The sequence below is a fragment of the Vibrio sp. ER1A genome, from assembly GCF_000733315.1.
Classification (GTDB): Bacteria; Pseudomonadota; Gammaproteobacteria; order Enterobacterales; family Vibrionaceae; genus Vibrio; species Vibrio mediterranei.
The window spans coordinates 1-25,309 of the sequence record NZ_JPJA01000014.1; the positions used below are offsets into that span (position 1 = coordinate 1).

Annotated in this window: 25 protein-coding genes and 1 tRNA gene; 3 read left to right on the plus strand and 23 right to left on the minus strand. The window is 44.8% G+C overall.

What is annotated here, in order from left to right; translation table 11 throughout:
- The 9 genes from HW45_RS02715 to fkpA form a co-directional block, all read right to left on the minus strand.
- A partial coding sequence (locus tag HW45_RS02715) for a GTP-binding protein (RefSeq protein ID WP_038224543.1) occupies positions 1 to 555 on the minus strand: 555 nt, incomplete at its 3' end.
- Positions 556 to 678: 123 nt separating this feature from the next.
- Positions 679 to 2,775: an elongation factor G gene (gene fusA / locus HW45_RS02720; protein ID WP_038224544.1), complete on the minus strand. Its 2,097-nt coding sequence runs from the start codon at positions 2,773 to 2,775 to the stop codon at positions 679 to 681.
- A 77-nt stretch (positions 2,776 to 2,852) separates the two neighbouring features.
- Positions 2,853 to 3,323: a 30S ribosomal protein S7 gene (gene rpsG / locus HW45_RS02725; RefSeq protein ID WP_031493416.1), complete on the minus strand. Its 471-nt coding sequence runs from the start codon at positions 3,321 to 3,323 to the stop codon at positions 2,853 to 2,855.
- 97 nt (positions 3,324 to 3,420) lie between these two features.
- Positions 3,421 to 3,795 (minus strand): 30S ribosomal protein S12, encoded by a 375-nt coding sequence (gene rpsL / locus HW45_RS02730; RefSeq protein WP_004399892.1) that lies wholly within the window; start codon positions 3,793 to 3,795, stop codon positions 3,421 to 3,423.
- Between the two features lie 175 nt (positions 3,796 to 3,970).
- Positions 3,971 to 4,234 carry a sulfurtransferase complex subunit TusB gene (tusB, locus tag HW45_RS02735; protein ID WP_038224546.1) on the minus strand — a complete coding sequence of 88 codons (264 nt, stop codon included), beginning with the start codon at positions 4,232 to 4,234 and terminating at the stop codon, positions 3,971 to 3,973.
- Between the two features lie 10 nt (positions 4,235 to 4,244).
- Positions 4,245 to 4,601: a sulfurtransferase complex subunit TusC gene (gene tusC / locus HW45_RS02740; protein ID WP_038224548.1), complete on the minus strand. Its 357-nt coding sequence runs from the start codon at positions 4,599 to 4,601 to the stop codon at positions 4,245 to 4,247.
- Positions 4,598 to 4,993, minus strand: a complete 396-nt coding sequence (gene tusD, locus HW45_RS02745) for a sulfurtransferase complex subunit TusD (RefSeq protein WP_038224549.1) — start codon at positions 4,991 to 4,993, stop codon at positions 4,598 to 4,600. The genes tusC and tusD overlap by 4 nt, the downstream gene beginning before the upstream one ends.
- A 1-nt stretch (position 4,994) precedes the next feature.
- A complete protein-coding gene (locus HW45_RS02750; RefSeq protein WP_051647237.1) occupies positions 4,995 to 5,669 on the minus strand; it encodes a helix-turn-helix transcriptional regulator in 675 nt (224 codons plus the stop codon).
- A gap of 222 nt (positions 5,670 to 5,891) precedes the next feature.
- Positions 5,892 to 6,677: an FKBP-type peptidyl-prolyl cis-trans isomerase gene (fkpA, locus tag HW45_RS02755; protein WP_038224550.1), complete on the minus strand. Its 786-nt coding sequence runs from the start codon at positions 6,675 to 6,677 to the stop codon at positions 5,892 to 5,894.
- Between the two features lie 160 nt (positions 6,678 to 6,837).
- On the opposite strand from fkpA, the gene HW45_RS02760 reads away from it, so the two are divergent.
- A complete protein-coding gene (locus HW45_RS02760) occupies positions 6,838 to 7,818 on the plus strand; it encodes a WD40 repeat domain-containing protein (protein WP_038224565.1) in 981 nt (326 codons plus the stop codon).
- Between the two features lie 5 nt (positions 7,819 to 7,823).
- Positions 7,824 to 8,051, plus strand: coding sequence for a SlyX family protein (locus tag HW45_RS02765; protein ID WP_006075239.1), 228 nt, complete (start codon positions 7,824 to 7,826; stop codon positions 8,049 to 8,051).
- A gap of 71 nt (positions 8,052 to 8,122) precedes the next feature.
- On the opposite strand, the gene rlmB is transcribed toward HW45_RS02765, so the two are convergent.
- The 13 genes from rlmB to tsaE form a co-directional block, all read right to left on the minus strand.
- Complete coding sequence (gene rlmB / locus HW45_RS02770) at positions 8,123 to 8,860, minus strand: 23S rRNA (guanosine(2251)-2'-O)-methyltransferase RlmB (RefSeq protein WP_038224552.1); 738 nt, start codon at positions 8,858 to 8,860, stop codon at positions 8,123 to 8,125.
- A 16-nt stretch (positions 8,861 to 8,876) separates the two neighbouring features.
- Entirely contained in the window at positions 8,877 to 11,348 is a 2,472-nt protein-coding gene (gene rnr / locus HW45_RS02775) for a ribonuclease R (RefSeq protein ID WP_038224554.1), read from the minus strand.
- A 94-nt stretch (positions 11,349 to 11,442) separates the two neighbouring features.
- The gene (gene motX, locus HW45_RS02780) at positions 11,443 to 12,099 is read right to left on the minus strand and encodes a flagellar protein MotX (RefSeq protein ID WP_216613809.1); all 657 of its coding nucleotides are present in this window, start codon (positions 12,097 to 12,099) and stop codon (positions 11,443 to 11,445) included.
- 224 nt (positions 12,100 to 12,323) lie between these two features.
- Positions 12,324 to 13,640: an adenylosuccinate synthase gene (locus HW45_RS02785; protein WP_006075243.1), complete on the minus strand. Its 1,317-nt coding sequence runs from the start codon at positions 13,638 to 13,640 to the stop codon at positions 12,324 to 12,326.
- Between the two features lie 133 nt (positions 13,641 to 13,773).
- Positions 13,774 to 13,962 carry a DUF2065 domain-containing protein gene (locus HW45_RS02790; protein ID WP_006075244.1) on the minus strand — a complete coding sequence of 63 codons (189 nt, stop codon included), beginning with the start codon at positions 13,960 to 13,962 and terminating at the stop codon, positions 13,774 to 13,776.
- Positions 13,963 to 14,021: 59 nt separating this feature from the next.
- Positions 14,022 to 15,002 carry a protease modulator HflC gene (gene hflC, locus HW45_RS02795; RefSeq protein WP_006075245.1) on the minus strand — a complete coding sequence of 327 codons (981 nt, stop codon included), beginning with the start codon at positions 15,000 to 15,002 and terminating at the stop codon, positions 14,022 to 14,024.
- Between the two features lie 2 nt (positions 15,003 to 15,004).
- Positions 15,005 to 16,207, minus strand: a complete 1,203-nt coding sequence (gene hflK, locus HW45_RS02800; protein WP_038224556.1) for an FtsH protease activity modulator HflK — start codon at positions 16,205 to 16,207, stop codon at positions 15,005 to 15,007.
- Between the two features lie 45 nt (positions 16,208 to 16,252).
- Positions 16,253 to 17,542 carry a ribosome rescue GTPase HflX gene (gene hflX / locus HW45_RS02805; protein ID WP_006075247.1) on the minus strand — a complete coding sequence of 430 codons (1,290 nt, stop codon included), beginning with the start codon at positions 17,540 to 17,542 and terminating at the stop codon, positions 16,253 to 16,255.
- Positions 17,543 to 17,586: 44 nt separating this feature from the next.
- Positions 17,587 to 17,850: an RNA chaperone Hfq gene (gene hfq, locus HW45_RS02810; protein ID WP_006075248.1), complete on the minus strand. Its 264-nt coding sequence runs from the start codon at positions 17,848 to 17,850 to the stop codon at positions 17,587 to 17,589.
- A gap of 190 nt (positions 17,851 to 18,040) precedes the next feature.
- On the minus strand, positions 18,041 to 18,988 hold the full coding sequence (miaA, locus tag HW45_RS02815; RefSeq protein WP_038224558.1) for a tRNA (adenosine(37)-N6)-dimethylallyltransferase MiaA: 948 nt from the start codon (positions 18,986 to 18,988) through the stop codon (positions 18,041 to 18,043).
- A complete protein-coding gene (gene mutL, locus HW45_RS02820; protein ID WP_038224560.1) occupies positions 18,985 to 20,985 on the minus strand; it encodes a DNA mismatch repair endonuclease MutL in 2,001 nt (666 codons plus the stop codon). The genes miaA and mutL overlap by 4 nt, the downstream gene beginning before the upstream one ends.
- 34 nt (positions 20,986 to 21,019) lie before the next feature.
- Positions 21,020 to 22,711 carry a LysM peptidoglycan-binding domain-containing protein gene (locus HW45_RS02825; RefSeq protein WP_038224562.1) on the minus strand — a complete coding sequence of 564 codons (1,692 nt, stop codon included), beginning with the start codon at positions 22,709 to 22,711 and terminating at the stop codon, positions 21,020 to 21,022.
- Positions 22,712 to 22,731: 20 nt separating this feature from the next.
- On the minus strand, positions 22,732 to 23,196 hold the full coding sequence (gene tsaE / locus HW45_RS02830) for a tRNA (adenosine(37)-N6)-threonylcarbamoyltransferase complex ATPase subunit type 1 TsaE (protein WP_038224563.1): 465 nt from the start codon (positions 23,194 to 23,196) through the stop codon (positions 22,732 to 22,734).
- Positions 23,197 to 23,443: 247 nt separating this feature from the next.
- On the opposite strand from tsaE, the gene queG reads away from it, so the two are divergent.
- On the plus strand, positions 23,444 to 24,571 hold the full coding sequence (queG, locus tag HW45_RS02835) for a tRNA epoxyqueuosine(34) reductase QueG (protein WP_038224567.1): 1,128 nt from the start codon (positions 23,444 to 23,446) through the stop codon (positions 24,569 to 24,571).
- A gap of 593 nt (positions 24,572 to 25,164) precedes the next feature.
- Here queG and HW45_RS02840 read toward each other — a convergent pair.
- Positions 25,165 to 25,240, minus strand: a tRNA-Gly gene (locus HW45_RS02840).
- Positions 25,241 to 25,309 lie beyond the last annotated feature (69 nt).

The following is a 25,309-nucleotide window of genomic DNA, read 5'->3' on the forward strand; positions in this document are numbered from 1 at the left end:
CCACTGCTCTTCGCCGTTTAGTGCGCCTAGTGCAGAACCTTGGATAACTGGTAGGTCATCACCTGGGAAATCGTACTCAGATAGAAGTTCACGAACTTCCATTTCAACTAGCTCTAGAAGCTCTTCATCATCAACCATGTCACACTTGTTCATGAATACGATGATGTAAGGGATACCAACCTGACGGCCTAGTAGGATGTGCTCACGAGTCTGAGGCATTGGGCCGTCAGTTGCAGCAACAACTAGGATACCACCGTCCATTTGCGCAGCACCAGTGATCATGTTTTTAACATAATCCGCGTGTCCTGGGCAGTCTACGTGTGCGTAGTGACGAGTTGGAGTGTCGTACTCAACGTGAGAAGTTGCGATTGTGATACCGCGCTCACGCTCTTCTGGAGCGTTATCGATAGATGCGAAGTCTTTCGCTTCACCGCCGTACACTTTAGCTAGAGTAGTACAGATTGCAGCAGTTAGAGTTGTTTTACCGTGGTCAACGTGGCCGATAGTACCAACGTTAACGTGCGGTTTAGTACGTTCAAATTTTTCTTTAGACACGATCGTGTTCCTTCCTAGTTATGATTCGCCCCGAGAACGAATTTTGTCGGGGCGCGTCAGAATTTGCTATTTTATGCGTCAATTTTACTCAACGCAACAGATTCATTACTAAACAATAGCTGATTAGCTGCGCTGTGCAATAATCGCATCCGCCACATTCTTCGGAGTCTCAGCGTATTCGCTAAATTCCATCGAATATGACGCACGACCTTGGGTCGCACTACGCAAGTCAGTTGCGTAACCAAACATCTCAGAGAGCGGTACTTGTGCACGGATGATCTTAAGGCCAGCGTGGCCGTCATCCATACCTTCGATCATGCCGCGGCGACGGTTAAGGTCACCAACAACATCACCCATCCAATCTTCTGGAGTCGTTACTTCAACCTTCATCATTGGCTCAAGCAGAACAGGTTGTGCTTCAAGCGCACCTTTTCTGAAGGCCATCGAGCCGGCGATCTTAAACGCCATCTCGCTAGAGTCGACATCATGGTAAGAGCCATCATACAGTGTTGCTTTGACATCCAGTACAGGATAGCCAGCAAGAACACCGTTGTTCATCTGCTCTTCGATACCTTTCGATACCGAGCTGATGTATTCCTTAGGAACCACACCACCCACGATCTCGTCAACGAACACAAACCCTTCACCCGCTTCAGATGGCTCAAGCTTAAGCCATACGTGACCATATTGACCACGACCACCTGATTGGCGAACAAATTTGCCTTCAACTTCTGTGCTGCCGCGAATCGTTTCGCGGTACGCAACTTGAGGTTTACCCACGTTGCAATCAACACTGAATTCGCGCTTCATACGGTCAACGATGATATCTAGGTGAAGCTCACCCATACCTGAAATTAGCGTTTGGCCAGTTTCGTCATCGGTTTCCACACGGAACGACGGGTCTTCTGCTGCCAGTTTACCTAGCGCAATACCCATTTTCTCTTGGTCAGCTTGAGAGCGAGGCTCTACCGCGATCTGAATAACTGGCTCAGGGAATTCCATGCGCTCAAGAATCACTTTGTGGTTCTGGTCACACAGGGTATCACCTGTTGTTACGTCCTTCAGACCAATCGCTGCTGCAATGTCACCCGCACGAACTTCTTTTACTTCTTCGCGCTTATTTGAGTGCATTTGAACGATACGGCCAAAGCGTTCACGCTTTTGCTTCACTGAGTTATAAACGGCATCACCCGAGTTTACGACACCTGAGTAAACGCGCATAAACGCTAGAGTGCCTACAAACGGGTCGGTTGCAATCTTAAATGCAAGTGCAGCGAATGGTTCGTTGTCGTCCGCGTGACGCTCTACTTCGTTCTCATCATCGTCGATACCTTTAATCGCAGGTACGTCTACTGGAGAAGGAAGATATTCGATAACCGCGTCTAGTACCGCTTGCACACCTTTGTTCTTAAATGCACTACCACATGTTGCGAGTACAATTTCGTTATTTAGTGTACGAGTACGCAGACCCGCCTTGATTTCAGCTTCCGTTAGTTCGCCTTCTTCAAGGTATTTATCCATCAACTCTTCGCTTGCTTCTGCAGCGGCTTCAACCATGTTGTTGCGCCACTCTTCAGCTTCATCTTGCAGTTCTGCTGGAATCTCTTCATAAGTGAAGGTCATGCCTTGATCGGCATCGTTCCAGTTGATTGCTTTCATCTTGATAAGGTCGATGACACCTTTGAACTCATCTTCTGCACCAATGTTTAATTGGATTGGAACTGGGTTCGCACCAAGACGATTTTTAATTTGGTCCACAACGCGTAGGAAGTCTGCGCCTGCACGGTCCATCTTGTTCACAAATACCATACGTGGAACGTGATATTTATCAGCTTGACGCCATACAGTTTCAGACTGAGGTTCAACACCTGATGAGCCACAGAATACAACCACTGCACCATCAAGCACACGCAAAGAACGCTCTACTTCGATAGTAAAGTCAACGTGTCCAGGGGTATCAATGATGTTTACGCGATGATCTTGGAATTGTGCTTCCATACCACGCCAGAAGGTAGTAGTCGCAGCAGATGTGATAGTGATACCACGCTCTTGCTCCTGCTCCATCCAGTCCATGGTTGCAGCACCATCGTGAACTTCGCCGATTTTGTGAGAAAGGCCAGTGTAGAACAGAATACGCTCACTTGTGGTTGTTTTACCTGCATCTACGTGAGCAACGATACCGATATTACGATAGCGCTCAATAGGAGTTTTACGAGCCACGATTGTATCCTCTTACTAAGGTTAACCTTAGAGTATAGAAAAGTGCTGCGAGAGAACCTCGCAGCACTGAAAAGGTATTACCAGCGGTAATGAGCAAACGCTTTGTTAGCGTCAGCCATGCGGTGAACGTCTTCACGTTTCTTAACCGCAGTACCTTTGTTCTCAGACGCGTCTAGCATTTCAGCAGCTAGGCGTTGAGCCATAGATTTTTCACCACGCTTACGCGCAGCTTCAACCAACCAACGCATAGCAAGTGCGTTACGGCGAACCGGACGAACTTCTACAGGTACTTGGTAAGTTGAACCACCTACACGGCGAGATTTAACTTCTACCGCTGGGCGAACATTTTCAAGAGCTTCTTCAAATACAGCTAAGTGGTCTTTACCAGACTTCTCAGCCATAGCTTCTAGTGCAGTGTAAACAATTTTCTCTGCAGTAGATTTCTTTCCGTCAACCATAAGGATGTTAACGAACTTTGCCAGCAATTCAGATTTGAACTTAGGATCTGGAAGGATCTTACGCTGACCAATTACGCGACGACGTGGCATGGATATTCTCCGTTGTCTTCTTCAGGTTATCCAAAACTTTACAGTTTCTTCAAAAATTAAAAATAATTTAGTGTTTGGCCTTACTTAACGGAATCCATTAAGACTTAGGACGCTTCACACCGTACTTAGAACGACCTTGTTTACGGTCATTTACGCCAGCACAGTCTAGTGCGCCGCGAACAGTGTGGTAACGTACACCCGGAAGGTCTTTAACACGACCACCACGGATTAGAACAACACTGTGCTCTTGAAGGTTGTGACCTTCACCGCCGATGTACGAAGTCACTTCGAAGCCGTTCGTTAGACGAACACGACATACTTTACGAAGTGCTGAGTTAGGTTTTTTAGGTGTAGTAGTGTAAACACGAGTACATACACCACGTTTTTGTGGGCACGCTTCTAGTGCAGGCACGTTGCTTTTAACAACTTGCTTTGCACGAGGCTTACGTACCAACTGGTTAATAGTTGCCATTAACTAGCTCCTGATTTACTTGAAAGTAAGCTTTGTGAAAAATCTAGCCCTAACCGCCAATGGCAATTAGGGACGCAAAATTCTATGCAGCAGTGGGAGGTGTGTCAAGAAATATACAGATCTTTTTTAGATTAACTGCCGGGTTTTCATGTTTACAGCAAGCGATATGAAACGACTACTCCCAAGTAGTACTATTAACATGTCGTTCGGTGAGTTCAACAAACCCATTAAAATCCACAACTTGAGTTGATTCTGATACTAGAGGCATCAACCCTCTAGCACTAAGATCCGGTTGCAACACGAAACATGCCGAAGGTAACGTTAAGTTTTTGTCAGTGATTAAATAACACGCATTTTCGACCAATATTACTTGGTCATCTTGCGATAAATAGCGAAGTGCTTGTTGGTAGCCAATTTCGGTTTTGATGATATGAAGCATAAAGGGAGACCTAGAACGTTAATACTTTATGACAAAGACTCAACTGTTTGGCAATTTCACCCGTTTCAACTACTTGTGCATCAATAACCAGTTGCTCGGAGTCTAGCTGATATTGCAGCATACTCTGCTCGCAGACAAAGACGTCTTCAATGTCATACAGATCCATCAGCTTAAATGCGCTGATGTAGTCACGTGATAACACGTCGGCACTGTGTTGGTTTTGTCTGAGCTGATTAACACCTGCGCCAACAAAGAATACTTTGATGTCTTCAGTAAACGCCGATGTCGCTAACAGCGCGTCTAGTCCTTCACGCCCTTTTGCTGTTGAATGTGGTAATGAGTTAAATACAAATGCTAGTGTTGTCAAAACTGCACCACCCTGTCTTGCGTTAACATAGCGCTGGCTAGGCTACCCAACCCAGCGAGTTCAAAGCCTTGAGCTAAGTTATCGACATCGCGCGTATGTTGTGAGGCTTCATCAACACCCAAGACACCACGTCGCAAAGAGGCGGCAACGCACGTTTCTAACCGTACACCATAATCTTGTGCCAAACTCTGCCACTCAGCTGTCAAATCTAGCTCATCATTCGCAGGTACCACAAGGCGCGACGCATTGTGAATCCCATCCTGATAAAAGAATACACTCACTAGCTTATGTCCTCTAGCAATAAGAGCCTTAGCAAAGAGCAACGCGTTACGCGCAGACTGAGTCCCATAAACCGATCCATTGATAACTAATGTATAGGTTAACGCAGACACGTTATTCGTCCTCAGTCTTACGCTGACGGATATAGAGATAAACGGTGTGTTTTGAGATATTGAGACGATCTGCGACACGATTTATCGCATCTTTAATATCAAAAATACCTTTGTCGTAGAGCTCCATAACAATCTGGCGGTTCTTAGTATTGTTCGATACCGATTTATCCGCATTGATGTCTTCGATAGTGCGTTCTACGGTTTGGTCTACTAGCTCTTCTACATCACTGGCAAAGTTCACTGAAGATGCGGCATCTTTTGCATCTTGTGTCGGCATAAAAGATTGAAGGATTTGCGAGAATGGCGCATCTAAGTTCACGTTAATACACAGCAAACCAATGACACGATTATCACCATTGCGAATCGCGATAGTAATCGACTTCATCAGCACGCCGCCTTTAGCGCGAGTGAAGTATGAGCGAGAGAAGTTACGCTCAGAGCCTTCGATATCTTTGAGCATCTTAAGAGCTAGGTCGGTTATTGGTGAGCCAACTTGACGCCCTGTGTTTTCACCGTTGGCAATTTTCACCGCGGAAGTATTTAACGACTCCAGTGAGTGCAAAACGATTTCACAAAAGGGACCAATTAAACTCGCTAATCCATCGACCACGGCCTCATAGGACTTAAGGATGATTTTGTCATGCTCGCTAAATGGCGCCACATCGACTGACTCCATTTCAAGCAGCTCATCGGGATTGGTAATTTCAGTCACTGTACTTTGACCCTAGAGATAACTTAAAAAAATTACCGTAAGTTTATCAGAAAATTTGAAGCTGACCTCTAAGTATGTCTCTAACAAGTGATTTAGGGCAAAAAAAGTGCAGTTTTTTATCTACCGTGGCTTTCATCAAACAAAAAAAGACCCACCGTAGTGAGTCTTTATCGTTCAATGTATTAATTATTGAGTTGCTTGAGCGTCATCGCCATCGATTTTTAGCAGCTCTACTTCAAATACCAATGTAGAGTTTGCAGGAATCGTTGGTGTGTCTTGCTCGCCATAAGCTAACTCTGGTGGGATAACGAACTTGTACTTAGAACCCACTTTCATTAGCTGAACACCTTCAGTCCAACCTGGAATAACACGGTTAAGCGGGAATGTCGCTGGTTGACCACGATCGTATGAGCTATCAAATTGAGTGCCGTCAATCAAAGTACCTTTGTAGTGTACTTCTACTGTGTCAGTCTCTTTTGGTTGCGCACCAGTACCTTCTGTTTCTACTTGGTACAGTAAGCCAGAGTCTGTTTTGGTCACGCCATCTTGTTTCTCGAATTCAGCACGGAAATCGTCGCCAGCTTTCTTAGCTGCCGCCGCTTTTTCTTCTGATTGCTTCTGCATAGTTTCAGCAACACGCTTGTCTAAACCTTCCAGTGCAGCACGAATTTCATCTTCTGTCAGTTCAGCTTTACCCGCAAACGCTTGTTCTATACCTTTAAGAACCAGTTCTTTCTTCAGCTCGATGCCAAACTCAGCCGGTTTTTCAATGCTCGTGCTTAGGTAGTTAGCGAAAGAAACGCCGATTGCGTAAGCTGCTTTATCATCTTCTGTCTTAAAGTGAACCGCTTTGCCTGTCTCCGCTTGAACTTGCTCTTGCGCCGCTGGCTCTGCTTTTGGTTCTTCTTTTTGACAACCGACTGCCAACATTACTGTCGCAGCAAGTAGCGACACTTTAAATAGTGATTTCATTTAATTCTCCGATTATGGAATTCAACGCCTACTCATACTTATTAAACTTGTCTTTCAGCGCAGCATGCGTAACTATCTCAATCTAGTAACTATTTCTACATAGCTCAAGCTTTAAATATACTAGCTTAAACTCAAGACTCAACGTGGAATAACGCTAATGATGCGAATAATATCTCATTCTGTGCTGTGGTTAATTGTCATCAGCCTGTTAAATGGCTGCTTTTTCTCCAGTGATTCAGAGAGACAATGGGACCTAGCGCTAGAGGGAACCAGTGCCATTGCGTTAAGCCGCGATGCCAGATTCGCCTTGCTTTACTCCAAACAACAGCACCTTCAGCTATGGGACCTCAACCAAAACAAACTGTTAGCTCGCTTGGGCATTCAAGATCCTGAGCAGAATATTATTTCCCTCATCCGTTTTAGCGATAATGGCCGTTTTGCTGTCACCGCCACACAAACCAACTTTGCCGTCTGGGATTTAGCCTGGTCTCAATCTACCGGACTTTGGTCTATCTCTGACGGACTCATACAAGACATCGCCTTAGGCAATAATGGCGATGAGGTGCTTATTGGTCTCAGTAATGGTAAAGCCATATTCATCGATTTAGTCACTGGAAGACGCCTAGAGTTCCTCGCTCACGTAGAAAAAGTGAATTCTGTTTCACTGTCACCTAATGGAAAATACGCACTATCAGGAGGCAACGACCATAATGCTTACTTCTGGAGCACCGAATCTGGTCAAGTATTACAGCAATTTGAACATGAGCAACGGGTCGGCACAGTGGAACTACAACGCGATGGTTTATACGCACTCACTTCAGATAGTGGAAATAATGCCATTATTTGGGATCTGAAAACTGGCAAAGAGGTCAGTCAGCTAAGCAGCTGGACTCGACAGCTTATCTTCTCCTCTGCGCGCTTTTCCGATGACGGTGCTCTTTTAGTCACCGGTTCTCCCTCTTCTAGAATGGTCATCTGGGACACCCAATCTGGTAAACGAATAGAAGGCTTCGAAGTTGAGATGTTAAAAGATGTTCGTCCGCCTCGAGGAGTAGTGTATGATGCCGCTTTTGAGAGCAACCAACGCGTCCTCTCAGCCTCTTCTGCCGGTGTTGTGCAGGCTTGGAATTTGAGTGAGTAGAGATTATGAGTAATAAAGAAGTTCAGGCTCTCGAAGAGAGAATTAACGATATGGAATGCAAAATGGCATTCCAAGAGCAGACCATCGAAGAGCTCAATGACGCCTTAACTCAACAGCAACTACTGATCAGTAAAATGCAAGATCAAATGAAGTATGTTGTTGGTAAAGTGAAAAATATGGATACGTCCAACCTTGCCGATCCTTCAGAAGAAACGCCCCCTCCTCATTACTGATTGCCCCAGATATAAGAAAGCCCCTGCGTAATGCTGGGGCTTTTGGATTACCTATAAGTCCTGCTAAATCACTAAAGCGCGCGTTGGCGTACCGCTTCAAATAAACAAATCCCCGATGCTACCGAAACGTTCAAACTTGATACCGAGCCCGCCATTGGAATTTTAATCAGATCGTCACACGTCTCACGAGTTAAACGGCGCATACCGTCACCTTCCGCACCCATAACAATCGCTAAAGATCCATCAAGTTTCGCTTGGTAGATATCGTGAGTAGCTTCCCCAGCAGTCCCTGCAATCCAGATTCCTTGCTCTTGCAATGATCGCATCGTACGAGCGAGGTTAGTTACGCGAACCAAAGGAACGGTCTCGGCGGCACCACAGGCCACTTTACTGACAGTGGCCGTTAATGGCGCAGAGCGATCTTTCGGCACAATAACAGCAGCAACACCTGCCGCATCGGCATTACGTAAACAAGCACCCAAATTATGAGGGTCAGTCACACCATCAAGAATTAGCAATAGTGGCTGAGCATGCTGGCTTAGAATACTGTCTAGATCATTCTCATTGAGCTGCTTAGCTGGTTTTACTTTCGCAATGATTCCCTGATGATTGGCACCACGTGCTTTGTCATCAAGCGTCTTACGGTTCATTTGCTGAATCGACACACCAATTTGAGTCAATTCATTCAGCACTGGCATCAAGCGCTCATCTTGACGCCCCTTTAATACGTACGCTTCTATAAAACGTACTGGATCTCTTTCCAATACAGCTTTCACAGCATGAATGCCGTAGATAAATTCATTACTCATGGTTTAACCTTGAATTCTATTTTTTCTTCGCTCGACCCGCTTTACTGCGCGCTTTGTTCTTGCGAGCTTTTTCGGCTTTGGACTTTTTGCGCTTATGCGGCAATACGTCTTCTTGTCCGTCAGGCCTTTTCGTTGCTTCGACAAGAGGCTTAGCTTTTGCACCTCGCTTACCTCTTACCTCTGCGACACGTTGTTTTGCCTTCGCTTTTTTCTTCTCAGCTTCAGCAACACGTTTTTTAGCCGTTTTTCCTTTGCCGCGTAGCTTACGACTTGTTTCCTCTAATTCAAAGTCTATTTTCTTCTCATCGAGGTTAACCGCAAGCACTTTTACTTTTACCGCATCACCTAATCGATAAATCGCACCAAAGCTTTCACCGATAAGTCTTTGACCTATCGGATCAAACTGATAGTAGTCATTAGCAAGTGAGGAAATATGCACCAAACCATCAATGTGCAATTCCGTTAAACGTACAAAGAACCCAAAACCGGTGACATTCGCAATAACACCATCAAGAACTTCGCCAACATGGTCTTGCATGTACTCACACTTGAGCCAATCTGCCACATCACGTGTCGCATCATCTGCTCGGCGCTCTGTCATCGAGCATTGCTCACCATAGAAGTCCATATCATCGAAGGAATAATGGTAGCCACCGGTTGGTGTCCATCGATCGGTGTTGCGACCTTCTTGCTTAGCAATTAGATACTTAATCGCTCGATGCAACAACAAGTCAGGATAACGACGAATTGGAGAAGTAAAGTGCGCATAGCGTTTGAGCGCTAACCCAAAGTGACCTGCATTATCTGCGTTATACACCGCTTGCTTCATTGAGCGTAATAGCATGGTCTGGATCAACTCTTTGTCTTGGCGCTGCTGGATTTTTCGAATCAGCTCAGCGTAATCCGTTGGTGACGGGTCTAAACCACCAGATAAATCTAAGCCAAGCTCTCCCAAGAAATCTCTAAAGCCTTGCAGCCTTTCCTCTCCCGGAGTCTCGTGAATACGATACAGGGCCGGCTCTTTGGCTTTCTCAACCAGAGAAGCGGAAGCAATATTTGCCAATATCATACATTCTTCGATGATCTTATGGGCATCATTGCGAATCACAGGTTCGATGCGGTCAATTTTACGCTCTGCATTGAAGATAAACTTGGTTTCTACTGTTTCGAACTCAATTGCACCACGATAGTCACGTGCTTCTTTCAGCACTTGATACATATTGTGGAGCTCATGCAAGTGTGGCACTAACGCACTATAGCGTTCACGTAACTCTTCGTTACCCTCTAAAATATCACTCACTTTGTTATAGGTCAGACGAGCATGGGAGTTCATCACGGCTTCGTAATGCTTATAACCTGAAAGTTTGCCCGTTTCCGAAATGGTCATTTCGCACACCATACATAAACGGTCTACTTGAGGGTTAAGCGAACACAATCCGTTCGACAATACCTCAGGTAACATAGGAACCACCTGAGATGGGAAATAAACAGAGTTACCACGTACGATGGCTTCTTTATCTAGAGGGGAATCCGGACGAACATAATAGCTGACATCCGCGATCGCAACCCATAAGCGCCAACCACCACTTTTTTTACGTTCACAGTAGACGGCGTCATCAAAGTCACGAGCATCTTCACCATCAATCGTGACAAGAGGCAACTCGCGCAGATCGACGCGGCCCTTTTTAGCCTCTTCAGGTACAAATTCGCCAAATTGCTGAACTTGCTTTTCAACTTCGGCTGGCCACTCATGAGGAATTTGATGAGTGCGAATTGCTATTTGGGTTTCCATGCCAGGCGCCATGTTCTCGCCAAGCACTTCAACTACTTGCCCCATCATTCCACGAGATCGGCTGCCACGGTCTGTCACTTCAACCACAACAACATTGCCCATTCGGGCGCCGCCTCGGTGTTCGTTCGGGATTAGGATATCTTGGCTAATACGAGAATCATCAGCAACGACATAGGCGTAACCATATTCTAGGAAAAATCGGCCTACGACTTGCGTCTTGCGCTCTTCCAACACACGTACGAGTCGCCCTTCCTTTCGACCACGTTTATCGGTGCCAGATGGCTGTACTAATACAAAATCGCCATGCAATAGTGTACGCATTTGGTGATGAGGAAGCAGAACATCATTGTCCTTATTCATGCTTCCTTCAGGTCTCACCCAGCCATGTCCATCTTTATGACCTATGACATAGCCTTTAATCATTTCTAATTTATCTGGTAAGGCATAACACTGGCGTCGAGTGAAGACCAACTGGCCATCACGCTCCATAGCACGTAAACGACGACGCAGCCCTTCATAATGCTCTTCGCCTTCAAGCCCTAATGCTTCAAACAGATCATTTCTGTTCATTGGTACATTGACGCTTTCTAAGAAATCGGTGATGAATTCTCGGCTTGGAATTGGGTTGTCGTAGTTTTGGGACTCTCTTTCTGCAAAAGGGTCGTCTACTTTGATATCGCTAGGCTTGTTCGACATAGTCTGACCTATATTTTAGGAGGGATACGTCGATTATAACTGACAGAGCAGATAAGCTACAGAAATGCTTTGAATTTCTCGTATTGCTGAAAGATTACCAGAACGTCGTTCGACGCTTTGCCCTTGCAATAATGTTTTCAGGCATACGTTGCTCTAAGCCACGTCTTAACATAGAGATACGTTTATGCTTACGACTATCAGGAGTCACCGAGTTGTAGAGCCAACGATATGCATCTTCGTAGTCTAGAGGGCTACCAAAATCTCGAAGCAACAATTCTGCAAGTTGAATCCTCGCATCAATATTGCCCATTGACGCCGCTTCTCTAAAATAGGGAATGGCTCGCTCTTTATCCTGCTGCACAAAAGTACCACGAGAGTAATAGCGACCTAGCTGTTCAAGCGCTACCGGTAATCCTTGATGGGCTGCATTTTCCATGTAGTACAGACCCAACTCTACATCTTGGGGCACACAAACACCCCAAGCAAGCATATCGCCATAAAGAAATTCATAGGAAGGTAAGTTGATGCGTGTCGCGCGCGCCATAATATCTTCAACCAGCTGACAGTTATCTGCTTTGACTCGAGCTAGATGTCGATTTTCTTCAATTAAACCAATCAGTTCATCTTCAGAATAGATAGGGATCGGAGCCCCCACTTCTTTGGCGTGAAGTGTTTTTACAGAGCCAAGTAGCGCCATGCAAACAAGTGCTGCTAGTTTGTGTCGCTTAATCACTGTGTAACTACTCCTCATACGCAAGTACCAAAGCCAACCAACGCTTATGGATGGTTTAACTTTTATCGGCAGTTACTCGCCTCGCTTTAGAGAAAAAATGGGAAAAGTGGCAATATATTGCCACTTTTGAATAGCTGAAGTTCAAAGACGTCAAAACCTTGGCACAAGATCACATTTGCTCTATGTTCATCACCAATAAAAAAAGCCAGCGTAAATGCTGGCTTTTTAGAACTTTCAATCGATTAAGCCTCGAATGGCTGAACCTTAATGATCGTTTCGTTACGATCTGGACCTGTAGAGATAATATCTACTGGTACGCCTGTCAGTTCTTCAATACGCTTGATGTAGTCTAGAGCGGCTTGAGGAAGTTGCTCGATAGACGTTGCACCAAATGTTGTTTCAGACCAACCAGGCATAGTTTCGTAAATTGGTGTTGCTTCTTCAAAAGCTTCAGCAGCCATTGGAGAAACTTCCAAGATAGAGCCATCTTTCATCTTGTAACCAGTACAGATTTTCAGCTCTTCTAGACCGTCAAGCACGTCTAGTTTGGTTAGACAGAAACCTGAGATAGAGTTGATTTGTACTGCACGACGCATTGCTACTGCATCAAACCAACCAGTACGACGTAGACGACCTGTTGTAGCACCGAACTCGTGACCAACATCACCAAGGTGCTTACCTACTGGGTCTTGCTTATCTAGGCCATCGTAAAGCTCTGTTGGGAATGGACCAGAACCAACACGAGTACAGTAAGCTTTAGTAATACCTAGAATGTAACCGATATGACGAGGACCAAAACCTGAACCTGCAGCAACGCCGCCAGCGGTAGTGTTTGAAGACGTTACATAAGGGTATGTACCGTGGTCGATATCTAGAAGCGTACCTTGAGCACCTTCGAACATGATCTTGTCACCACGCTTACGCGCTGCATCAAGTTCATCAGTTACATCAATAACCATTGAAGTTAGAAGGTCTGCATAACCCATGCATTGTTCTAGAACTTCGTCATAGCTTACTGTGTCTGCTTTGTAGAAGTGCTCTAGTTGGAAGTTATGGAACTCCATGACTTCTTTTAGCTTCTCAGCGAAGACTTCTTTATCGAAAAGATCACCAACGCGTAGACCACGACGTGCAACTTTGTCTTCGTATGCTGGACCGATACCACGACCAGTTGTACCAATTGCTTTATTACCACGAGCGATTTCACGCGCTTGGTCAATAGCAATGTGGTAAGGAAGAATTAGAGGACAAGCTTCAGAAACGAAAAGACGCTCGCGAACTGGAATACCACGCTCTTCTAGAGGCTTCATTTCTTTAAGAAGTGCTTCTGGTGAAAGAACAACACCATTACCAATAACACACTTAATGTTATCGCGAAGAATGCCTGATGGAATCAAATGAAGAACGGTTTTTTCACCGTTAATGACTAGAGTGTGACCTGCATTGTGACCGCCTTGGTAGCGAACCACGTACTTTGCATCTTCAGTTAAAAGGTCTACGATTTTACCTTTACCTTCGTCACCCCATTGGGTGCCCAGAACGACTACGTTATTACCCATCTTTCCAAATCTGATTGCTAGTTAAAAAAGGATTCTAGCATCGAAATCACAAATTTGCAGTCATTTTTTAAGCATTAGAATCCCGCTTTGTGGTAAGTGACTGATGCTGGCTAATAAAAAAACGATATTGTGACTAGTTTAGCATCATGAAGGTAATTACAGCACCTGCCACAACAAGACAGCCGCCGATTCTTCTTAAATGCTCATCAGGTTGCTGAGCTAATTGGGAAACCATGTTTCGCCAACCTCGCGGGGCAAGTAAGGGCCCTAGCCCTTCGACAACTAACACTAAACCCAAGGCAATCCATAACGACTGTGACATTGTTTTTCTCCCAAAAAATAGGGCTCCCTTGAGGAGCCCTATTACGGTATAGCTTAAGATTATTTAACTGGAGCGCCGTTCATATCGTTCATGTAACGGAAGAACTCACTCTTAGGATCAAGAACTAAGATATCGCTCTTGTCCGAGAATGACGTCTTATACGCCGATAGTGAACGTAGGAAGCTAAAGAACTCTGGGTCTTTGTTATACGCCGAAGAGTAGATAGCTGCTGCTTTTGCGTCTGCACCACCTCGAGTTACACGAGCTGTTTTGTCTGCTTCAGCCAATAGTGTTGCCACTTCTAGCTCAGCTTGAGCACGAATAACTTCTGCTTTCTCACGACCTTGAGAACGGTGCTTACGAGCTACTGACTCACGCTCAGCACGCATACGACGATAAATCGATTCACTGATTTCATCAGGAAGGTTGATTTTCTTCATACGGAAGTCAACAACACGAACACCTAAATCTTTCATCGCGCTTTCACGGGTATCGCGAAGCACGTTGCTCATGATCTTATCGCGTTCGCCATCGATCTCTAGAGCTTGCTTAGCCGCTTCAGTGGTGACTTCTTCACTGTCTGCACTTTCAGGAAGTACATCGTTGTTACGAGGACCAGAAACAATCTGTTTGATCTCACGAGCACCGATTTCAGAACGAAGCACATCGGTAACTTTACGTTCTAAAAGCGCTTGCGCAGTAAGAGCATTACCGCCACCCGTTGCCAGATAGTATTGACGGAAATCTTCAATCTTCCACTTAACATAAGTGTTGATGATGACGTCTTTTTTCTCTGACGTTACGAAACGGTCACCGCGACCATCCATTGTCTGGATACGTGCGTCCAATGTTTTCACGCGATCGAACAGTGGCATCTTGAAATGCAAACCAGGCTCGTAGATGCGAGATACTTGGTTGTCATCGGTAAGAACACGACCAAATCGAATCACGATTCCACGCTCACCTTCAGGGATGACAAACAAAGACATCAGCATCAATGCTAAGGCAACGACTAATACTGGTATCATCAATTTACGCATTATTAGTATCTCCCTTGACGCGTCGAGTTATTGCGAGACGTATTGTTGCTTGAAGAAGTATCGCTGGCCGACGGATCTAATTGAATCTGTTCATAAGCCGATGTTTCCTTCGGTTTACGTGACTTAGATGAACCTTCTTGACCTGCTAGCTTATCGATAGGCAAGTACAACAGGTTACCACTTGATTCAGAGTCAATAAGAACCTTAGATGTATTTGAGTACACTTCTTCCATCGTATCTAGGTACAGACGGTTACGAGTAACCTCAGGTGCTGCTTGATATTCTGGGAGTAGTTTCTCAAACTGAGCTACTTGACCTAGCGCTTCGTTGGTTATTCTCTCTGAATAACCTTGAGCTTCTTTCTTCAAACGCTCAGAGCGACCTGTCGCTTTAGGAATAATCTCGTTTTTGTACGCTTCTGCTTCTCGAATGAAACGCTCTTCATCCTCTCGAGCAGCGATCGCATCATCAAATGCATCTTTAACTTGCTCTGGTGGACGAGCTGACTGGAAGTTGACGTCAACGATGGACAGACCCATATCGTAGTTATCAATGATCTCATTCAGCGTTTCTTGAGTGCTTTGACGAATCTGTTGACGACCACTGGTCAGGATACTATCCATCAGTGAGTCACCGATTACTGCACGTAGTGCCGAGTCAGTTGCTTGGCTTAAGCTGTCATCAGCGTTAGTGACAACAAACAGATACTTGTATGGATCAGAGACGCGGTACTGTACGTCCATCGAAACTGAAACTACGTTTTCGTCTTTTGTCAGCATGGTACCTGATGCACGAAGCGAGCGAATTGCTTGCACGTTAACAGGTTGGTATTCGTCGATAAAGCGAGGACGCCAGTTCAGACCTGGGTCGACGATTCGATCGAATTTACCGAGACGGAGAACGACACCTCGCTCACCTTCACTAATGGTATAGAAGCCAGAAAAGAACCAAATAGCGACTGCGATCAATGCAATGACACCAAAGCCTATTGCACTACCACCACCGCCAATTGATGGGCCACCATTACCACCACGTTTACCAAACTTACCACCGATTTTCTGACTCAGCTTATTAAAGACTTCATCTAAATCAGGCGGTCCTTGATCACGACCACCGGAGTTCCGGTCACCACGATTGTTATTACCCCATGGGTCTTTATCGCGGCCGTTGTTTCCATTGTTATTACCAGGCTCATTCCACGCCATTAGGAAGCTCCATCATTTAGTATGACGTTATACTGTAGCAGTCCTTTAAGTAACTATAAAGTCACTCAAAACTGCCCCTTCTCTTTTTTCAAGTCTAGACCAATCTACTTGTTGCATCCGAATATCAATCAACAAGTTACCTTCTTCGTCGTATTCTTCACGTTGAATACAATTCATCTGGAAAAATGTACTACGAAATCGCCCTTGAAACTGCGGCGGAATTCGCAATTGATATTGAACCATTTGGCTCGCTAAGCGCTCTGTTAGCGCTTCGAACAACAGTTCGATTCCTTGCCCTTCCATGGCAGAAACCCAAACGGCTCTCGGAATTCCTTCGTCATTACGTTCTATACGTGGACGTTGGCCATCTAGATTATCTATTTTATTCATCACAACGAGAGAAGGCACTTCATGTGCATCTATCTCTTCTAGCACGTCATGAACAGCTTGAATATTCTCACGAAATCGGTCATCACTGGCATCGACAACATGTAACAAAATGTCAGCTTCCTGCGTTTCTTGCAGTGTTGCCTTAAATGCCGCGACTAAATCATGCGGTAGATGACGGATAAATCCTACCGTATCCGCAAGGATAGCCGGACCGACGTCCGCTAATTGTATTTTTCTTAAAGTGGGGTCGAGTGTTGCGAATAACTGGTCAGCAGCATACACCCCTGCTTCAGTAATACGGTTAAACAGTGTTGATTTGCCCGCGTTGGTATAACCTACTAGGGAAATCGTTGGGATTTCAGCTCTGTTTCGGGCTCGTCTGCCTTGTTCACGCTGTTTTGCGACTTTTTCTAGACGACGCAAAATCGCTTTAATTCGATCACGCAGAAGTCGACGGTCGGTCTCTAACTGAGTTTCGCCGGGACCACGTAAACCAATACCACCTTTTTGCCTTTCAAGGTGCGTCCAACCTCGAATCAATCGAGTCGATATGTGACGCAACTGTGCTAGTTCAACTTGCAACTTACCTTCGTGGGTACGTGCTCGCTGAGCAAAAATGTCGAGGATCAGACCAGTGCGATCCAAGACTCGACATTTACACAGACTTTCTAAATTACGCTCTTGGGCAGGAGAAAGCGCGTGATTAAAAATCACAATGTCAGCACCAGTTAACTGCACAGTCTGCGCAATCTCCTGAGCTTTACCTTCTCCAACATAGTATTTCGGGTGAGGGGACTGCCGGCTTCCGGTTACTACCTGTAACGCATTAACGCCTGCAGAAGATACGAGCATCTCAAATTCGCTAAGATCTTCCCACTCACCTTCCTGCGTGAAGTTGATATGAACAAGTACAGCTTGCTCCCCCGATTCATAACGGTCAAACAAGCTACCAACTCCTATTTAATTGTCTTGTTTTATTAAATTCGGTATTAATCGTCAGATTTCTCTTGTTGACGATCACCAGCTGGACGCTCACCACTGTGATGGCTAACCGCACGAGCTGGAACAACCGTAGAAATCGCATGCTTATAAACCATTTGATTTACGGTGTTTTTCAAAAGGATCACAAACTGATCGAAAGACTCAATTTGACCTTGTAGCTTGATCCCGTTTACAAGGTAGATTGATACTGGAATACGCTCGCGACGTAGTGCATTTAGGAATGGGTCTTGAAGAGATTGCCCCTTAGCCATTTTTATTTTCCTTATATTAATATTGTAGTTTTAATTATTTAGCTATTGGTGCACTGCAATGTTAGGTGCTGCCTTTGCATCTGAGCTAAACCAATGAAATACCCCTTAGTTTTATAATCATAGAACAACTATTGCCTTTGAAAACAAAACTCAGTTCCTTTTTGGGTACAAATACGCAAAAGCGACCACATTATACACAGTTAATGCCATCAGATGCTATGGCATCTGTGAGAGTTTTCATTGAATCCTCAACATGTTCGCTGTCTAACCAAACCAAATCATCCCAACTCCTTAACCAGGTGATTTGACGCTTGGCCAATTGGCGAGTCGCACAGATCCCGCGAAAGATCGCGTCATCTAAAGTGCTCTCTCCGTCCAAATATTCCCACATCTGACGATATCCGACACAACGAATAGACGGCAGATCCGGGTGAAGATCTTCACGAGCATATAACGCTTTGACTTCATCTTCAAAGCCTGCTTGTATCATTTTCTCGAAGCGCAATTCAATTCGTTTATGTAACAAAGCACGATCTTTGGGCGCTACCGCAAATTGTTTAACACGAAATGGTAAAGGCTCGCCTTTGGTTTCAGTCAATTCTGTCAATGATTTACCAGAGATACGATAAACTTCGAGCGCACGTGATAGTCGCTGAGGATCATTTGGATGTATCCTCTCTGCTGAGACAGGATCTATAGCTCGAAGTTCATTATGAAGTGCTTGCCACCCTTTTTCCGTGGCTTCTTGCTCGATCTGTTTACGGATTTCCGGGTTCGCTGCAGGTAACGGCGATAAGCCTTGTAATAGCGCTTTAAAGTACAGCATTGTGCCGCCAACCAGCATCGGGATCTTGCCTTCAGCGTGAATTTTGGCAATTTCGTTCAAAGCATCGCGTCTAAAATCCGCCGCAGAATACGCCTCTGCTGGATCCAAAATATCGATTAAGCGATGTGGAGCTAGTGCAAGCTCATCAGCATCTGGCTTTGCGGTACCAATATCCATGCCCTTGTATATTAGGGCTGAATCAACACTGATGATCTCCACAGGGTATTGTTGACGAAGACGAATAGCTAAGTCGGTCTTACCGGATGCGGTTGGACCCATTAAAAACAAAACGAGTGGTAATTTTTGATTCATGATGAAAATGCTGCAATTGTGGCCGTAAAATCGACAGGTCGAACAAATTTAGGGTCGCTTAACGGTAGCTGACCTTCGTAGAGCTGTTCAAGGTTGCCAAGCAACTGAACGGATTCAGATAAAGTGTAGCTACTTTTCACTTGCAGCACTTTTTTCGCTAACCAAAGGCTTAACTGACTGGTGGTTTGATCATGCTGCTCAAGGGTTGCCAAGTATGACAGCATTTCATCAATTAACAATTGCAAATTTTGCTGCCTTAATGGTGAAGGTACCCCCATCACCATTGCGGTTTGTTTATTGCGTACCTTAATGTCGATACCAAAGTTCAACATAAGCTGCTCATGATCCTCAACCGCCTTTAATTGCTCTTCATTGACTTTCAATGAGAGCGGCACCAACAGTGGTTGCATGGTCAACGCACCTGTTTTTGGGCTCAATTGAGCAAACAATTTGTAAAACTCCGCCCGGCGCAAAGATACTACCGCGCAAATAGGCTCCGCCTTCACCAACACATAACATTGGTCGACAATGGCAATAGCCTTACCGATTCGCTCAATATTCACGTCCATCTGGTTTGGCTTTTGCATTTTAGGTTCAGCCAGCTGATGAACGTTAGTTTCAATATCGGGCGTTTGCATCAACTCCTGATAGACTCGAACTTCGTCGGCCGTTGGCGCTTTTTCTATGACACGAGCCGAATCCTTATTCCTAGAGGGTTTCGTATCTCGCTCAGAGACCCAGTCGCTGCTAGGAGAATACTCTGCAATTTCATGACCTACCGAAGCACTTTGCGCAGCATACTCTGATTGACTATCGCGTTTTTGATAATCCGCTCTACCGGGATAAGCAGGTATGCTTTCTACAGCGCTAAGCGTAGCATCGTCGACATCAATTCTCGATGTTTGCTCCGGCTCTGTGTGTTCAGTGACTTTTGCTTCATTTTGACTGTTAGCCGATGAGCTAAAAGCTGCTGGAGAAGCTGGCTGAGCGTCAATAGACTTAGCCTGAACCAAAGCATCGCTCAGAGCTTGGTAGATAAAGTCGTGAACCAGGCGAGCTTGATGGAAGCGAACTTCATGTTTTGCGGGATGCACATTCACATCCACCTGATGAGGGTCGATATCAATAAACAAGATATAAGCAGCAAACTGCTCTGGGGCTAGACTGTTTTCGTAGCTTTGACGAATCGCATGATTGATGAGTTTGTCTTTCATCATACGACCATTCACATAGCAATATTGCAGATCACTTTGAGCTCTAGCACCTTCTGGGGTGGTAATCCAGCCATGTAATTTCAAATCATTATGCTGCAACTCAATCTTAAGCATATTGCGCACAAATGGCGCCCCACACACGGCTGCTATCCGCTTCTCTGTTTGCGCATCGGTCTTTGCAGCCCGGTACTGCCTTACTAACTTACCGTTGTGCTTCAGGTTGATCGAGACGTCAAAACGGCTCAAGGCGATCCGTTTTAATAGCTCATCAATATGAGTGAATTCCGTTTTCTCAGTACGTAAAAACTTGCGTCTTGCTGGTGTGTTGAAAAACAGGTCAAGGACTTCAAGTGTAGTACCAATGGGATGTGCAGCAGGTTTAAGCTTCACTGCCATGTCACGCCCTTCGGCATATGCACTCCAAGCTTGTTCTTGCGTGGCTGGACGAGAAGTCAGTGTCAATCGAGCCACAGAGCTTATACTTGCTAATGCTTCACCGCGAAAGCCTAGGCTCATAATGGCTTCAAGATCATCCAAGGTATGAATCTTCGACGTCGCGTGACGACTAAGTGCCAGTTGCAACTCATCTTTAGCAATCCCTTTGCCGTTATCACGCACACGGATAAGTTTGGCACCACCTTTTTCGATATCAATATCGATACGAGTCGCACCAGAATCAAGACTATTTTCGACTAACTCCTTTACTACCGAAGCTGGTCGTTCCACCACTTCACCCGCGGCAATTTGGTTAGCCAGTCGAGCGGGGAGTATCTTAATCGTCACTTATCTTCTCCAAAATGAGCTACATCATTCTTGTTTACTTATTAGGTATCAACAAGACTTGGCCTACAGCCAATGAGTCTGAACGTAGCTTGTTCGCATCTCGTATACTTTGAACGGTCACACCATACTTAGATGCAATCTTGCCTAAGAACTCCCCTCGCTGCACTTTGTGTTTACGAAGAGGTAGGTCTTTTAAACTGACTGTGATTTTGAGTTTCTGCCCCAGTTTCAATACATCAGATTTGAGGTTGTTCTCACGTTTAATATCCGCAACGGAGACTTTGTATTTGTTGGCAACCTTACCCAAGTAGTCACCTTTGGCCACAGTATGGGTTACCGTTTTAGTTTCAACCGTATTTACCTTGCTGCTGACCTTCACTGGTGCGCTGCTCCCAGGAATAACCAAAGTTTGTCCTACCGCCAGCGAAGTACTCTTCAGGTTATTGGCACTCTTAATAGCCGAGACCGACGTCCCATAATTTTGAGCAATCACAGATAAGGATTCACCACGCTTCACGGTATGTTTTTTCTGCTGGCCGCGATTGGCAAACAAAGTCCCCTCCGGCGGATTCGCTTCAAAATACTGGACGATCGCTTTGGCTAAGGCACGCGCCAATTTATCTTGGTGACTACGAGTCGTCAGCAAGCGCTCTTCTGTTGGGTTGGAAATAAAGCCAGTTTCAACCAGAACCGAAGGAATATCCGGTGATTTCAACACCGCTAGGCTCGCATTAACAGGCTCTTTCTTATGAAGATGCGCCACTTTACCCATCTCTTTTAAAATCTTAGTTGCGACTTTGTAGCCCTCTTTTTGAGAGTGACTAAATTGCAAATCTAAGAGTGTTTGACTGACATTTCTATCGTTGGTGTTCTTCGATAACACCTCACCAGCACCGCCCAATAATTCAGATTGCTGCTCGTGATTCTCTACCCAGCGCGCAATCTCGGTGTTCGCTCGTCTAGTATTCAGGACAAACACTGACGCACCACGAGGTTGTGGCGTTCTAAACGCATCGGCGTGAATTGAAACCAATAAGTGTGCTTTATTCTTACGTGCAATCTCAGAACGTTTATTAAGATTGACAAAATAGTCACCACGGCGAGTCAATACTGCCTTCATGCCTGGAATAGCATCGATCTGTGCAGCCAGTTTTTTCGACACGCTCAAGGTCACGTGTTTTTCGTATTTCTTAGTTGGTCCAATCGACCCCGGATCTTCACCGCCATGGCCGGCATCAATTGCAACGATAATATCTGCTGTGCCTCTTAACTGAGAAGCATCACGACTTACTGCCGTTTTACTGCTTGGTGCCGTTGCTTTAGGCTGGCTGCTCGCTTTACCGTGAGGCAAGTCGATAACCAGGCGATGTCCATACTGTCCACCCGGTGTGGGATTCAGTTTAAAGATTTGCGGCGTTGAAGACTTCTTTAACTCGAACACCAAGCGATAGGTCCCTTTGCTAGGTGGTGAGCTTTTACGAATTTTGCTCAGCACTGGGCTATCGGTTACGTTCATTGGTAACTTGGTGTTCAAGGTTGTGTTTTTAAGATCCACTACAATTCGGCTTGGGCCCGATAGTGAGAAATAACTGTAGTCCGCTTCAGACTTAAGGTCGATAACAACACGCGTTTCGTCTGGTGACGGCCAAACGCGTAGACCCTCTAAAGCATTGGCTAAAGTAACGGTAGGAAATATCAACAAGATTGGCAGCATGACTTTAGCCATGCTGCTAAGAAAACGACTGATCAATTTAACTCCAACTGACTTATTAATTCTCTTCCGTAATCGCTATTTGCAGTGAAGGCAATCTCTCTTGCCTCGCCAACATACTTAATCTCGATATCAATATCGGCATCAGGTAAGACGCCTACGCCTTTTTCAGGCCATTCCACTAAACAGATAGCATCATCCGAGAAGTAATCACGAATGCCCATGAACTCAAGTTCTTCAGGATCCGCTAAGCGATATAGGTCGAAGTGATATACGTTCCAACCATCAAGCTGATAGGGCTCTACCAAGGTATAAGTCGGGCTTTTTACATTACCCTTATGTCCAAGACTCTGAATAAAGCCACGACTGAATGTGGTCTTCCCAGCGCCAAGATCACCATGCAAATAAATCGTTGTCTGTTTTGAACAGAGATTGGCCAATTTAGTTCCAATTAAAATCGTTGCGGATTCATCTGCTAAGGTAAATTTTTTAGTGCTCATCACATTTTTCTCTGAGTGGTGCCTTTGAGAGTCGAAATAGTAAACTGTGTCGCTTTTCGTAGACAAGTGATCTTATGTAAGTAATCAGAAAATTTACCATTATTTTATCGTTATCCCTACTGTGCATACACAAAATAGTCGATGAAAGTTTGTTCTAAAGTAGATTAAGGACTTTTTGGCGCTCATACTTGGGTTAGTATTGGTTTTGAGTATAGAATACGCGTCCTTTTCTATTTGAGTAATCATGATGGACTTAAACAAGCTTGCTAGTGACATCAAACAATGGGGACAAGAGCTCGGTTTTCAAAAGGTCGGTATTAGTGATATCGATTTGCAAAACCAAGAGACGGTTCTCAAAAGCTGGTTGGCCGCTGGATATCATGGTGATATGGCTTGGATGGAAACGCACCAAGATTTAAGAATTCACCCAGATAAACTGCATCCAAATACCTGTCGAATTATCAGTGTCAGAATGGACTACCTTCCAGAAGACGCGAATTTTGCATCCAATTTAGAAGATAAGCACTCTGGTTATATCAGTCGGTATGCTCTTGGACGTGATTACCACAAACTGATTCGTAATCTACTCAAAAAGCTTGGTCAAAAAATAGAACAAGAAGTCTCAGAGCTTGGTTATCGTCCATTTGTCGATTCAGCCCCCGTTTTAGAACGTCCTCTAGCAGAAAAAGCCGGATTAGGCTGGATAGGCAAGCACTCATTATTACTGGATAAAGAAGCTGGCTCTTGGTTCTTTCTAGGTGAACTATTTATCGACTTGCCTCTTCCTACGGATAACCCGGTAAATAACGAATGTGGAAAGTGTCGAGCATGCGTAACATCCTGCCCTACTGGTGCGATTTTGGAAAACGGCGTTATTGATGCTCGCCGCTGTATTTCCTACCTCACCATCGAATACAAAGGGGTCATTCCACTAGAGTTTCGTGAAGCAATGGGAAACCGAATCTATGGATGCGATGACTGTCAACTGGTTTGTCCTTGGAATCGTCATGCTGAGCTTAGTCAGCGACAAGACTTTCAACGACGCGATAGCTTTGCCGATACCAATCTCGACATTTTGCTTTCCTGGGATGAAGCTACTTTTCTTAAAAATATGGAAGGCTCAGCCATTCGAAGAATCGGTCACGAGCAATGGCAACGAAATATCATCATAGCGATGGGGAATGCGCCTTTCTCTCAAACTTATATCGAGCAGCTAGAACAGATAGAGGGACAATCCGACCTTCTAGATCCACACATCGAATGGGCCTTGCAGAAACAGCTCGGGCAGCTACCTGTGAATCTAGATACCAGCCTTCATACTAAAAACCAACGTCTCATCCGTATCGTAAAAAAAGGGTTACCCCGAGACGCATAGCCATCAATGGTTGTAGAAAAATCAAATTAATTTTCTTGACTAATATCTCAAATCTACATTTGTGGAAAAACTACATTTTCATTAGCGGTTAGTCGTTGAGAAATCAGGTTAAACACAGTTTCAATATATGACTAGGATCAAAAAAACGTCACTTGCTGATCATTTTGCTGTCAAGAAACAAATGCCAAAAATACACTTAACCCCTTATATTTCAACAACCTAACCGTAAATCTTAATCTTCATCATTGCCAATGTCGGTGTAAAGATCTTTCAAGCCCCGCATCTTAAGAGCCTTCAAATACAATTTATCAACTAAGTTATCCACAAAATAAAAATGTGGATAAGTCTGTTAATTTAACTATGACAGAATCGCAACAAAGGCCGGTGCCTAGTGCTGTTCAGGTGTGTAGAAATTAGATACACAGTTCAGTGCATTGCGTTACTTATGAGTAATGCAATAACTGAATGACTTAATTTTTGGGAGTGATGCTTCTCAGCATTAGGAAAGAGCATGCGGCGAAGGGACGAAGTTTCTCAACTTTGCTATCTCTTAACGAGAGGACCGCTTTTGGTGTCCATTATGAGGAAGAAATTGGAGCGACACACGAGGTTCGAACTCGTGACCTCAACCTTGGCAAGGTTGCGCTCTACCAACTGAGCTAGTGTCGCATTATTATCGCTAATTAAATAACGATTATTTCTTTCACTCTAGGAAAATGGAGCGACACACGAGGTTCG